The sequence below is a fragment of the Desulfobulbus propionicus DSM 2032 genome (assembly GCF_000186885.1).
GTDB classification, from domain to species: Bacteria; Desulfobacterota; Desulfobulbia; order Desulfobulbales; family Desulfobulbaceae; genus Desulfobulbus; species Desulfobulbus propionicus.
The window spans coordinates 558574-572103 of the sequence record NC_014972.1 but is presented as its reverse complement, the minus strand read 5'-3'; the positions used below and the strand labels follow the sequence as shown (position 1 = coordinate 572103).

Here is a 13530-nt window from a genome sequence, read left to right as displayed (position 1 = left end):
TGTCTCTTTGGTAGTATCAACAACATTTGACTCTAACCGCAATATCATTCGCCCCTTCAAGACTTATCCATACCCGAGGGTCTATCCGGCGACCGGACCACTATCCGGTGTTGCACAATCGAAAACCAATAAACCGAAAACGACAGGCTCTCTCCCTATGCTCATTCCCCTAATTCTTTCCGGTGGTGCAGGAACACGCCTTTGGCCGGTTTCCCGCCAAGGGCACCCCAAACCTTTTATGCAGTTGACCGATGGGCAAAGCCTGCTCCTAAAGACCTACCTGCGTGCCGCGGCAGTCGCCCAGGGTGGGCAGATTCTGACAGCCACAAATCGCGACTATTTTTTCATGAGCAAGGACGAATTAACCAAGGCGCGGGTGGGTGACGTTGAATGTCGCAACACCTTTCTGCTGGAGCCTTTTGGTCGCAATACGGCCGCAGCGATCATTATGTCCGCATTCATGGTTGCTGAGCAATTTGATCGCGATGCTTGCCTCTTGGTCCTGCCCGCTGACCACTTGGTTCAACGGCAAGAAGCCTTTGCCGAGGCAGTGCAAAATGCTGAAATTTTAGCCCGACAAGGACGCCTGGTAACCTTCGGCATCGTCCCCTCCATGCCGGAAACAGGATTTGGATACATTGAAGCCGGTCCGAACATTCCACCGGGCAGGTCCGTTCTACGTTTTGTGGAAAAACCTGATGTAGAAACCGCGCAAAAATACGTCTCGTCTGGAAATTTTTATTGGAATTCCGGAATGTTTTGTTTTTTAGCGGGTACTGTGCTCAACGAATTTGCCCTGCATGCGCCGGACATTTTCCAAACTGCCCAAGCCTGTTGGCAAGAGCTGCGACACACCACAAAAGCCGATGCGAACATGCTTGAGATCCCTGCCAAACATTTCGAACAGTTCCCCGACATCTCGGTGGATTATGCCTTACTGGAACGCTCAGCGAACATTGCCGTCTTGCCGGCCGACATTGGCTGGAGCGACATCGGTTCCTGGAGCGCGGTCAGCCAGCTGATAAAAGCTGATGCCGACAACAACCGCGGGATCGGTGAATGCCTCTTTGTCGACAGCCACAATATCTTTGCGCAAAGCGAAGAACGCCTGATCGCTACGGTCGGGGTCGACGACTTAATCATTGTCGATACGGCCGACGCTCTCCTGATCGTTCCCCCGGACAAGGCGCAGGACGTGAAAAAAGTGGTTACCCTGCTAAAAAAACAGAACCACGACGCCTACAAACTGCACCGGACCGTTTTTCGTCCTTGGGGGAGCTACACTGTCCTCGAGGAGGGGCCACGGTTCAAGATCAAACGAATCGAGGTCAAGCCGGGTGCTAGTCTCAGCCTGCAGATGCACCACCATCGCAGCGAACACTGGATTGTCGTCAACGGCATGGCAAAGGTAACCAATGGTGATCAGGAACTGCTGGTCGGTGCCAATGAATCTACCTACATTCCAGCCGGCTGTTCGCATCGGCTTGAAAATCCAGGTATTCTTAATCTGGTCATGATTGAAGTCCAGAGCGGCGAGTATCTCGGTGAAGACGACATCGTCCGCCTGAGTGACAAGTACGGACGATGCCAATGACTCTTTCCTGTTTCAAGGCTTATGACATTCGAGGCAAACTCGGTTCCGAGCTGAACGAGGACATCGCCCGTCGCATTGGCCGGGCGTTTGGGGAACACCTGTGCGCCCGTCGGGTGGTTGTCGGGAGTGACGTTCGCCTGAGCAGCGAGGCGCTCAAGGCCGTCGTGACCGAGGGGTTGCTCGATGCCGGGACCGATGTGATCGATATAGGCCTCGTCGGCACGGAGGAGGTGTATTTTGCCGCCTTTTATCTCGATGTGGATGGAGGAATCGAAATAACCGCCAGCCACAACCCTATCGACTATAACGGCATGAAACTGGTCCGTGGTGGGGCTCGCCCCATCAGCGGCGATACCGGCCTCAAGGAAATCCAACGACTGGCTGAAGAGAACGCCTTTTCAGCCCCGGTACAACGGGGCAAGCAAAGCAGCCTGTCCATCCTCGAACCGTATGTCGACCACCTGCTCCGTTATATTGCCCCATCCCGGATCCAGCCACTTAAACTGGTGGTCAACGCAGGCAACGGTGCCGCCGGCCATGTCTTGGACGCTCTTGAATGTCGATTCCGTGAACTGGCCGTGCCGTTACAGATGATCAAGATCCACCATCAGCCAGACGGGACCTTTCCCCATGGCATTCCCAATCCGTTGCTGCCGGAAAACCGCGCCGCCACCAGCGAGGCCGTCATCGCCCATCGGGCGGACATGGGTCTGGCCTGGGATGGTGATTTCGATCGCTGCTTTTTTTTCGACGAACACGGCCGTTTCATCGAGGGGTACTATGTTGTTGGATTGCTGGCCGCCGCATTCCTGGCCCATGCGTCCGGCGCAAAGATCATACATGACCCGCGGCTGACTTGGAATACCATCGATATCGTCAGTAAAGCTGGCGGCATTCCCATTCAAAGCAAGACCGGCCACGCCTTCATCAAGGAACGCATGCGCGCGGAAAACGCCATTTACGGTGGAGAAATGAGCGCCCATCATTATTTTCGCGATTTTGCCTACTGTGATAGCGGCATGATCCCCTGGCTTCTGGTGGCCGAACTGATGAGCACCACCGGCAAGCCGTTGTCCAGCCTGGTCAATGACCGCGAAGCCCTGTATCCCTGCAGCGGGGAGATCAATTATCGGGTCGCTGATACCTTGGCCGCCATCCGCGCGGTGGAGAGCCATTTTGCCACCCTCAAGCCGGCTGTCGATCGAACCGACGGGATCAGTCTGGATTTTACTCAGTGGCGGATGAATCTGCGCGCTTCCAACACCGAGCCGTTGCTGCGCCTGAATGTCGAGTCGCGCGGCGATGCTGTGCTGATAGACGAGTGTGTGCGGAAAGTCGAAAAGATCATTAGAGACGCAGCCTGACAGCCGACCTGCTTTTCTATCTGACTTTCAATGAGTTATTGACCATGCTAAACGAAATACTCAAAGCTTATCAGACCTGCACCTATGATTTTCGCGTTCATGCCTGCGCAGAAGATCCCTTGATTGATTTTTTCGATGAATGGGTTGCCTATTATCGAATGAAATGGGCTATTGCTAGGGCGCTAGCACCATCAAATATTCTAGAGATTGGCGTTCGTTATGGATACTCCGCGCGTGCTTTTTTAGAGGGAAGTCCGAAAGCTAAATTGATAGGTATTGACGCGGATTTACCTGCCTTTGGTGGCCAACCAGGTGCTGTAGATTGGGCAGAACAATCTCTCACCGCACAGTTCAACGTCAGTATCATCAAGATGAACAGTCAAAATCTGCAAAGATTGCCCGGAGACACTTTTGATTTGATACATGTCGATGGCCAACAAGACGGAGATGGGACATTCCATGATCTTGATTTAGCCTCAATGCAAGCGCGTTACATTCTCGTGGATGGGTACCACTGGACACGCGACAATTTCCAGGCTGTCAATGAATGGCTTTGGCTAAACAAAGCGGCTGTCGAATCGACCATCGCGATTCCCAGCTATGCCGGTGAATTACTAATCCGAACAAAAGATACAAACCTAGTCTCATTTGCTCCTGCAGGTAGCCCATCTCTCGCGTCCGCCTACACGACAGACTATTACCTTAATGACTGTGGAGGGTATAAAGAGTGGCGTTGCAGTAAAGGAGAAAGAATAGACCCTCGCTTACAGGCTGTCGCTCATGTTGGCATGACACTCTGCATTCCTCACCGTGTCGTCGATCTCGGTGCTGGCCGGGGAGAACTGACACGTTTTTTTGCGCAGCAGGGTGCAAAAGTAACATCTATCGATTATTCCACTGATGCTGTTCAACTGATCAAAAAAACTCTAGACACCGAAGGCCGCACAAATGTTAATATTGTTTGCGGCAGTGTGTTGGATTTGAATGTATATGATGAGAACTACGATCTCGCGGTCGCATCCGACATCGTAGAACATCTGTCCCCCATAGAAGACGATCTTCTGTACAAAATTATCAGTAAAAAACTAAAGAAGAACCTTGGATCTTTAGTCGTTCACTCGGCGCCTAATCTCTGGTGGTATCGTTACGGCCATCCCGAAGAGCAAAAGGCTGCTAAAAAGATAGGGTGCTGGTTGCCACGTATTCGTCGTACCTGGTATGAACGGTTAATGCATATAAACGAGCAGAACCCGCGCGTGCTAAAGCGCCAATTATCCCGTCATTTCCCCTATGTTGTTCTTTGGTTTGCAGATTTCCAGAGCATGGGAGGCAGCTTAATACGGCATTTTCGCATAGCAGATTTTCGCCGCGCCACTAGCCTCTTCGCGGTCGCTTCACATCAACCTATAAACACAAAAAAAATAGCCATGTTATTCTCCATGCCACCTCTTTCAGAAGAGGATGCATTGAGTCTTTCCTTGCAGGTTGTAAAGACACCAAAACAGGTCAAACCATTAGAAGAGTTTTTTGTCCCAGTGCGCGTCACCTACTTTGGAGAGAACTGGCTGACCAGCTATGGTAAGCATCCAATACATTTAAGTTATCATTGGGCAGACGAAGCTGATACCATAGTCGTTTTTGATGGGTTACGTACCCCCCTGCAAGTTCCTGTTCGTCCAGATCAAGAAACGAGATGTACGGTTCGGGTAAAGGCACCCGAGCGTCCTGGGAAGTTTTTTCTCCGTGTTTTACCGGTGCAGGAAATGGTCCGATGGCATGATAAGGCCAATAGTTTTGTACAGGAAATCGAGGTGAAGAAGCTTTAATGGAACATAATTTTTACCGAGCCTTTGAAGAAAAGCATCGTGGTCCCCGAGAATTAATCAAATCTCGCTTGCAGGTGTACCTACCTTTTGTAACCCCCTTGTCAAGGATATATGAGGCGGCCGAAGCTATCGATCTAGGTTGCGGTCGGGGTGAATGGCTAGAATTGCTCAACGAATCCGGTTTTCATGCCTACGGGGTTGACTTGGATGAGGGGATGCTTGCCGCCTGCCAAGAGCGAAATCTGCGGGTTGCCATCAAAGATGCTGTCGAGGCCTTAGAGGAATTGCCTGAAGCTAGCCAGGCCGCAGTTACTGCATTTCATGTTGTTGAGCATATACCGTTTGCAAAATTGCAGAAACTGATACAGGAGGCCCTCCGGGTGCTGCTGCCAGGAGGTTTGTTGATCCTTGAAACGCCCAATCCGGAGAATTTGGCCGTCGCAACAAAAAATTTTTATTTAGACCCAACCCATAGGCGCCCCATCCCCCCTGAACTCTTAAGCTTTCTACCAGTGCATTATGGTTTCAACCGAGTAAAAATTGTCCGATTGCAGGAATCCCCTAAACTGGCATATTGTGAAACATTGACTGTCATGGACGTTTTGGAAGGTGTAAGCCCTGATTATGCCGTGATTGCCCAAAGAGTGGCGGATCCGTTCATAATGCAGACAACCGCTGCCCCCTTTGCAAAGGACTATGGGATTGACCTGAAAAACATTGCTGGTCGATATCAGCAATATCTAACAGCCCGCATTGGCATGGCCGAAACCACAGCTCAAACGGCCGAACAAAGGGCACAGCGTGCCGAAACCGCGGTGCAGAACGCCGAACAGAGGGTGCAGCAGGCCGAAACTGCGGCGCAGAACGCCGAACAGAGGGCACAGCGTGCCGAAACTGCGGTGCAGAACGCCGAACAGAGGGTGCAGCGTGCCGAAACCGCGGCGCAGAGCGCCGAACAGAGGGCACAGCGTGCCGAAACTGCGGTGCAGAACGCCGAACAGAGGGTGCAGCAGGCCGAAACCGCGGCGCAGAGCGCCGAACAGAGGGCACAGCGTGCCGAAACTGCGGTGCAGAACGCCGAACAGAGGGTGCAGCGTGCCGAAACCGCGGCGCAGAGCGCCGAACAGAGGGCACAGCGTGCCGAAACTGCGGTGCAGAACGCCGAACAGAGGGTGCAGCAGGCCGAAATTGCGGTGCAGAACGCCGAACAGAGGGTGCAGCGTGCCGAAACCGCGGCGCAGAGCGCCGAACAGAGGGTGCAGCAGGCCGAAACTGCGGTGCAGAACGCCGAACAGAGGGTGCAGCAGGCCATTGCCATACATCAGGCCGTGCTCAATAGTCGGTCCTGGCGAACAACCGCACCGCTCAGGTGGATGAGTACGGCAATACGCTGGGTTGGACGTGGCAGTCGTGCTTGGATCACCCTCGCCCCCGGAAGCAGACCCCGAAGGACCGCACGACAGGCCGCAATGCACCTCAAGTTGTATGTTGCCCGCCGCCCACGCCTCAAAACACTGGTCCTGCGTTGCCTGGAACCCTTCCCTCAATTAAAGGCGCATCTGAGGTTACTTGGCAACCATCCAGTTCGCTTACAGCATCGACAAAACCTTGTAGATCAGAAGCCACTTTCCGACAATTGTCAAGCTTCCCCGTTAAATAGGCAAAAAGATGGGGACCAAAAGCAACTTTCCCCCCGCGCCTGTCAAATTTATAATGATTTAAAAAAGGCCATCGAACGATGGCACAAGGAGCCAGTCTGATGCGTATTGTAATCGATATGCAGGGTGCGCAAGCAGAAAATCGTTTTCGCGGTATCGGTCGCTACACGCTGGCATTGGCCAAAGAGATTACCCTTAACTGTAAAGAAAATGAAGTTATTCTGGCGTTAAACGGGCGATTCGAAGATAGTATCACTTCAATTCGAGAAGCATTTTACGGCCTGCTGCCGCAGGAAAACATCCGTGTTTGGTATCCCTGTGGGACCGTCAACCACATAAACGCGGCAAACGACCGATTTCGAAGGATTTCTGAGTTGATTTACGAGGCGTTTCTTTTCAGTCTAAATCCTTCGATTATCCTCATCTCAAGTTTGTTTGAGGGATTGGTGGATGATGCTATTACTAGTGTGAGACGTTTCAATCAATCCATCCCTATCGCCACAATACTGTACGATTTAATTCCATTTATTTATCGAAAACCCTACCTGGAAAATGCCGTCGTTGAGCGTTGGTATGAAAACAAGCTTATGCACTTGCGCCGAACTGATTTGCAATTGGCTATTTCAGAATCAAGCCGACAAGAAAGCATCGAGCATCTGGGCACACCAGGCGAGCAAGTGGTCAACATATCCACTGCTGCGGACTCCCAGTTTCTCCCAATGTGCATTAAACCAAAAAAAGAAGCAGGCTTACGGCAACGGTACGGCATCCATAAACCTTATGTGTTGTATACAGGAGGCATCGATCACCGAAAAAACATTGACGGCCTAATTCGAGCCTATGCAAGACTTGCCGCGCCAATCCGCAAGTCACATCAACTTGCCGTAGTGTGTTCAATCCAGCCGGCGGAACGCAAACGCTTACACCTTTTAACATCTCAACAAGGTCTAACTGCCGAAGAAGTTGTCTTCACGGGGTACGTGCCGGAGGAAGACTTGCTTGCACTTTATAATTTATGCAAAGCGTTCGTCTTTCCCTCGTGGCACGAGGGCTTTGGGCTCCCAGCACTTGAAGCCATGTCTTGCGGCCGGGCCGTCATCGCTTCCAATCGCTCCAGTCTGCCTGAGGTTATTAGCCGGAAGGATGCATTGTTTGACCCCTTTGACGACGAGGCGATTGCCAACAAACTCCACCAAGTTTTAGTTGACAAAGGATTCAGACACTCACTGGAACAGCACGGTATTAAACAAGCAAAACGGTTTTCCTGGGACAAAAGTGCAAAATTGGCTATTGAAGCTCTGGAACGTTGTGTTGCCAGCCATGCAACGGACCGTACTGTACGAGCTCTCCCACGTCATCGCCCACGCCTTGCTTATGTTTCGCCCTTGCCTCCGGAACGTAGCGGTATTTCCGATTACAGCGCAGAGTTGCTGCCCGAACTTGCTCGATTTTACGACATTGATGTCATCCTCGCGCAAGAGGTAGTTTCACCCCCATGGATCAAGGCAAATTGTCCTCAACGCAGTATCCAATGGTTCTTCGCCAACGCAACCCAATTCGACAGGGTTCTTTACCACTTTGGTAACTCAAGCTTTCATCAGCACATGTTTGCCCTGCTTAGGGAGATTCCTGGGGTTGTAGTTCTGCATGATTTCTATCTCTCCGGAATCATCGCGCACATGGATTATCACGGTCTTTCACCAGGAATGTGGAGTCAATCTCTCTATTCGAGTCATGGCTATGCGGCCCTCCAGCACAGGTTTATCGAGCCTGACCTTGCCAAGGTAGTGTGGAGATATCCTTGCAATCACGCCGTACTGCAAGATGCTCAAGGTGTTATTATTCATTCCGAGAATTCACGTCGTTTGGCGCAGCAGTGGTACGGCGAAAACACTGGTAGTGATTGGGCCCACATACCGCTATTGCGCATAGCTGTAAAAACCACTGTTGCGAAGCGCAATACTGCCCGCCGAGTTTTAGGCCTGGGGCAGGATCAATATATTGTATGTAGTTTTGGAATGATGGGTCCCAGCAAACTCAATCATAGAGTGCTGGACGCTTGGCTCAGTTCGCCCTTGGCGGAAGATGATCAATGCATCTTGATCTTTGTCGGGGAAAATGATGCTGGTGAGTACGGCACAACCCTACGTGATAAGATCGCTAGAAGCGATGATAGCAAGGAACGTATCCGCATCACGGGGTGGACAGATGCATCTTTGTTTCGCCAGTACCTTCATGCCGCTGATGTCGGAGTGCAGTTACGCACGCTTTCCCGTGGGGAAACCTCCGCAGCAGTTCTTGATTGCATGAATTACGGCTTGGCCACCATTGTTAATGCCAACGGCAGCATGGCTGACTTGCCAGCAAATGCAGTCTGGAAACTGCCTGACGAATTCACTGACGAACAATTAGCCCAAGCGCTTGTCACGCTCCGTGAGAACTCCGATCAGCGCTACACCCTTGGAATTTCTGCACAAGAAATGATTCAAACCTGTCATGCGCCGCGAGCCTGTGCTACCAGTTATTACGCAGCAATTGAAAATTTCCACAATTTATCATCTGCTGGTTTAACAGCGTTGGTACGCGCAATCGCTACCCTTGATGGCCCTCACCTTAGCGACGAGCACCTCCGGAGGGCAGCGGAGGCGATCGACCGTTCTATTGTCCCCCGTTCGGCGCAAGCGCAACTGTTTGTCGACATTTCCGAACTTGTTCAGCGAGACGCTCGTAGCGGCATTCAGCGTGTCGTGCGCTCTATCCTGCAGGAGTGGTTGCGAACCCCCCCACGGGGATATCGCATCGAACCGGTCTATGCCACTCCAGACAACCCCGGCTATCGATATGCCCGTCAATTCACCTTGGATTTCTTAGACTGCCCAAGCGATTTATTGGATGACGATCCCATCTGCTATCACGCGGGTGATGTTTTCCTCGGTTTAGATTTCCAACCTTTGGTCGTTCCCGCTCAGCAGAACTTCTACCAGACCATGCGACGTGCTGGCGTCACTGTCAAATTTATCGTCTACGATCTGCTGCTTCTGTTGTTGCCCCATTGTTTTATTAATGGTGGTTCTCAGTTGTTGCAAACGTGGCTGAAAGTCGTTGCACAAAGTGATGGGGCAATATGTATTTCCGAGTCTGTTGCCAACGATTTACAGACGTGGCTTGAACAGAATGCTAAGGCACGACAATTGCCCTTTGACGTTGACTGGTTTCACCTTGGCGCGGATATCAGCGGTTCCGTACCCACCCAAGGGGTGCCGGACAACGCTGCACAGGTACTGCGGCACATGCAAGAGTACCACACCTTTCTGATGGTCGGTACCATCGAACCCAGAAAAGGGTATGCACAGGTGCTTACGGCCTTTGAGCAACTCTGGATGAATGGCCACCAGTTCAATCTTGCCATTGTCGGTAAACAGGGCTGGATGGTGGAGTCTTTGGTTGAACAACTTCGTACTCACCCGGAAAATGGCAAGCGCCTTTTCTGGCTGGAAGGTATCAGCGATGAATACTTGGAGAAATTATATGCGGTCAGCGCCTGCCTCATCGCGGCTTCTTTTGGCGAAGGTTTTGGTCTACCGCTGATCGAAGCCGCTAAGCGTAAATTGCCAATTATTGCAAGAGATATCCCAGTATTCCGAGAAGTTGCTGGTGAGCATGCCTATTATTTCAATGACACCCCCCAAGAAAATCTCTCCCAAGCTATCCTCAATTGGCTCAAACTTTACAAAACGAGCGATCATCCCAAATCATGCAGTATGCCATGGTTTACTTGGAAGGAAAGCGCGTCGAGGTTGGCCAGTTTGTGCCTGCCACGAAATTTGAGTTAACGATCAAGATTTCAATTTCAGTTCTCCTTTTCTGTGGCGAAATTCCTCCCAGGAAAAAGCGGTGGAACAATAAGTCCTTAATCAGTGAAAAATCAGCAATAAAACAGAGCTGATTCTAAAATCAAATTATTGAAATTTTTATAAAAATATTGCAGTATGCTCTTGTTCGAAAAACTCACTCAGCAGGCGAAAACATGAAACGAATGCTCCTGGAGCAAAGCAGCGAAGAATTCTACACCAGCCACTCCGGGCTGGCCTTGGCTGGCGCCTGCATCAACCGGTACAGTGACCTTGGCCGGTATGTCGGCAGGGCGGCCAAGGGGAGCGATCACATTACCGAGATCGATATCCTGCGCAGCTATCTGGGCCTGTTGTGTCTGGGCAAGAGCGATTATCAGGCCATTGCCGCCATGCGAGAGGACGACTATTTCAAACAGGCCCTGGGTATCGGCCGGGTGCCCTCGGTCGAGCGGCTGCGGCAACGACTGGACGAGGCCGGAACTGAGCTGATCCCGGTGGTCAATCGAAGTTCGCGAACCATGCTCAAGCGGCTCAAAGCCCCGATCACCGGCTACCGGAGCGGTCTGGTCCCCCTGGATGTGGACGTCTTTTCCCAGGATAACTCCAACACCAAGAAGGAAGGTGTCAGCCGCACCTACAAGAACTACGATGGCTATGCTCCCATGGCTGCCTATCTCGGCATGGAGGGCTGGTGCCTGGAGGGGGAACTCCGGCCGGGCAGCCAGCATAGCCAGAAGGGGTTTGTCAACTTCATCAAGCGGGTGATTTCCGGCGCCAAGGATCTGACCAAGCAGCCGCTCAGGGTTCGCGCGGACGCGGGCAACGATGCCCTCGAGACCTTGGTCGCCCTGGAAGACGCGGAGCAGACCCACTACATCGTCAAATGGAATCCCCGGGAAAGCGATGTCATCGCCTGGCGCGACAGGGTGTTTGCCGAGGGACCGGTCAAGACTCCCAGAGAAGGGAAGCGGGTCGGCGCCCTAATCGTCGAAGAGCGCAAAAAGGTCGAAGAAATAACCTATACCTTCAAACGAATCGTCAGGGTGACTGAGCGGACCATCGATAAAAAAGGTCAGTTTCTCCTCGCTCCGGAGATCACCCTTGAGGGCTGGTGGACCGACCTTACGACAGCTGCGGAAGATGTGATCGAACTCTATCGGCAGCATGCCACCTCGGAGCAGTTCCATAGCGAGTTCAAGACCGACTTGGATCTCGAACGGCTGCCGAACGGCAAGTTTGCCACCAACGCCCTGGTGATGGCTTTGGGCGCCTTTGCCTACAATATCCTCCGCTTTATCGGGCAGACGGGCCAGATCGCCCCCTTTGGACCGGTGAGGCATTCGGCCAAACGCAGACGGCTGAGAACTGTGATCCAAGAGCTGATGTATCTGGCCGGACGGCTGCTCACCACCAGCAGGCGATTGAAGCTGCGCTTCAGCCGGCATTGCCCGGCCTTTGCCGCCTTCAGTGCCGTGTACTCGGGGCTGATGACGGCAAATTAAGAAAACAATAAAAAGTCAGAGTGATACAGGATACCCCTGTCCTCGTTTCGCGCAGATGCGGATTTTTCAATGAAAAAGTCGCCAGATTAACCGTAGCGTTCGGTGGACAAGCACAGTGTCAGCCCGCAAGGCTGACAATCGCCCCTGCCTGACCCAAACGAGGAGGTCCGGTCGAGGGCGTCACGGATTCAGGTGTCAGTCAACCTTATGCATCAAAATTAAATCCATCTAAACAATCATCATAATGACTTTCTCTTCGCCCCTATTTCTCTCATTATTTCTTCCACTTTTACTTTTAACTTATTTTGTTATAGATAATCGACACAGGAATAGTCTTTTACTCACTGGAAGTATTTTTTTTTATTCTTGGGGCGAGCCAAAAGCGTTATTCGCAATGCTCTTTTTGATTTTTATTAACTATTATGGATCTATAATTATTTTTAATTTTAACAAAAGGAATATTAATGGAAAAATAAAAAAATACAATTACTCAAAAATAATCTTAGCACTTGTTATATCTATAAATCTGGTGACATTATTTATTTAGGGAATCTTGAAATTTAGCTTAGCAAGCCCCGGCACCATTCACCGACAATTTTATTCACAAAGACCATGCTCTTCTGGCTTTTAATCCGATCGGTTTTGCACCTTGGCGGTGCCTCGCTCTGTGCTCGATGGCGGTCTTTTGCCAGTTTGCCGCACTCCGGGCACACTTCACCTGCTTGCAGCCAGAAGCATCCCCATTCGGTCAATGTTATACACCAAGTTGCGCAAGCCGATCTTTGCTCGGGCTCGGGCTATGCCGATCGTGCGCAACAGTACATTCCCCGCTCGCTGCGCCTGTACACCAAAGACATGCTCGATTCGCGAACGGACCTTGGATCTGGTTCGGTTGCCCTCCTGTTCTCTGGGCGTCAAGGGACGATTGCGGCTCCCCTTGCGTTGGATGTGTTCACGAAAACCATCCTGGCCGAGGCGCTCCAATCGATCCGCGGATCGATAGGCCGAATCCGCCCAGACGTCCTTGCTCGTATTGTCGGCAAGGAGTTGCTCGAACACGTTGCTGTCGTGCAGGGCCGCATCGGTCACGGCATAGCTGCGAATCAACTTGTGCTTCACATCCACCGAGATGTGGTTCTTGTAGCCGTAATAAGACTTGCCGTTCTTCTTGGTCCAGCGCGCGTCCGCGTCTTTTCTACGCCGCTTGTTCTCGGACCAGTTCTCCGGGATGTCGCCCTCTTTGATCCGGGCATTTTCCTCCCGGCTGTTCCGCTGTTTGGGCACGCTGACAATGCTGGCATCCACGATCTGCCCTTTCATCGCCATGAAGCCGTTGTCCCGGAGATGCGCATCGAAGGTCGCAAACAGTTCCTCTACAATGCCGGCCTTGACGAGGTCTTCCCGAAAACGCCAGATGGTGGTGGCATCGGGAACCTTCTGGCTGATGTGCAGACCAAGAAAGCGCCCAAAGGAGTGCCGGTCGAGAATCTGAAACTCGGTCGCGTCATCCGACAGATTGTACAACGACTGCAGGATGAGAATCTTAAACAGCAGGATGACGTCGTACCCCTTCGGCCCGACCGTAGACTGCCGGCCCTTGTCCCTGGCCTTTTCGAGCGCAGGACGAAACATCTCCCAGTTGACCGTCTCGTTGATCTTGGCAAGTGGGTCGCCGTTCTTGTCGATTTTGTGCAATCGGTCCTGCAAATCAAAAAAGCCGGGCTGGATCATG

7 protein-coding genes are annotated in these 13530 nt (G+C 51.8%); 6 read left to right on the top strand and 1 reads right to left on the bottom strand.

Annotated elements, in window-relative coordinates:
• The first annotated feature begins 157 nt into the window (after positions 1-157).
• From DESPR_RS02650 to DESPR_RS02625, 6 genes are all read left to right on the top strand, one after another.
• Positions 158-1594, top strand: coding sequence for a mannose-1-phosphate guanylyltransferase/mannose-6-phosphate isomerase (locus tag DESPR_RS02650; protein WP_015723267.1), 1437 nt, complete (start codon positions 158-160; stop codon positions 1592-1594).
• The gene (locus tag DESPR_RS02645; protein ID WP_015723266.1) at positions 1591-2958 is read left to right on the top strand and encodes a phosphohexomutase domain-containing protein; all 1368 of its coding nucleotides are present in this window, start codon (positions 1591-1593) and stop codon (positions 2956-2958) included. The genes DESPR_RS02650 and DESPR_RS02645 overlap by 4 nt, the downstream gene beginning before the upstream one ends.
• Positions 2959-3002: 44 nt before the next feature.
• Positions 3003-4784, top strand: a complete 1782-nt coding sequence (locus tag DESPR_RS02640) for a methyltransferase domain-containing protein (protein ID WP_015723265.1) — start codon at positions 3003-3005, stop codon at positions 4782-4784.
• Positions 4784-6544, top strand: a complete 1761-nt coding sequence (locus DESPR_RS16960; RefSeq protein ID WP_015723264.1) for a class I SAM-dependent methyltransferase — start codon at positions 4784-4786, stop codon at positions 6542-6544. The genes DESPR_RS02640 and DESPR_RS16960 overlap by 1 nt, the downstream gene beginning before the upstream one ends.
• On the top strand, positions 6544-10275 hold the full coding sequence (locus DESPR_RS02630) for a glycosyltransferase (RefSeq protein WP_015723263.1): 3732 nt from the start codon (positions 6544-6546) through the stop codon (positions 10273-10275). The genes DESPR_RS16960 and DESPR_RS02630 overlap by 1 nt, the downstream gene beginning before the upstream one ends.
• 194 nt (positions 10276-10469) lie before the next feature.
• Positions 10470-11798, top strand: coding sequence for an IS1380 family transposase (locus tag DESPR_RS02625; protein WP_015723262.1), 1329 nt, complete (start codon positions 10470-10472; stop codon positions 11796-11798).
• Between the two features lie 714 nt (positions 11799-12512).
• Here the strand turns inward: DESPR_RS02625 and DESPR_RS02620 are convergent.
• Positions 12513-13529 (bottom strand): IS5 family transposase, encoded by a 1017-nt coding sequence (locus DESPR_RS02620; RefSeq protein ID WP_015722803.1) that lies wholly within the window; start codon positions 13527-13529, stop codon positions 12513-12515.
• Between the last annotated feature and the right edge of the window lies 1 nt (position 13530).

Excerpts from the sequence above, each read along its gene's own strand:
- DESPR_RS02645 (WP_015723266.1), top strand. The coding sequence starts at position 1,591 with ATGACTCTTTCCTGTTTCAAGGCTTATGACATTCGAGGCAAACTCGGT.
- DESPR_RS02620 (WP_015722803.1), bottom strand. The coding sequence starts at position 13,529 with ATGATCCAGCCCGGCTTTTTTGATTTGCAGGACCGATTGCACAAAATC.
- DESPR_RS02640 (WP_015723265.1), top strand. The coding sequence starts at position 3,003 with ATGCTAAACGAAATACTCAAAGCTTATCAGACCTGCACCTATGATTTT.
- DESPR_RS02650 (WP_015723267.1), top strand. The coding sequence starts at position 158 with ATGCTCATTCCCCTAATTCTTTCCGGTGGTGCAGGAACACGCCTTTGG.
- DESPR_RS02630 (WP_015723263.1), top strand. The coding sequence starts at position 6,544 with ATGCGTATTGTAATCGATATGCAGGGTGCGCAAGCAGAAAATCGTTTT.
- DESPR_RS02625 (WP_015723262.1), top strand. The coding sequence starts at position 10,470 with ATGAAACGAATGCTCCTGGAGCAAAGCAGCGAAGAATTCTACACCAGC.
- DESPR_RS16960 (WP_015723264.1), top strand. The coding sequence starts at position 4,784 with ATGGAACATAATTTTTACCGAGCCTTTGAAGAAAAGCATCGTGGTCCC.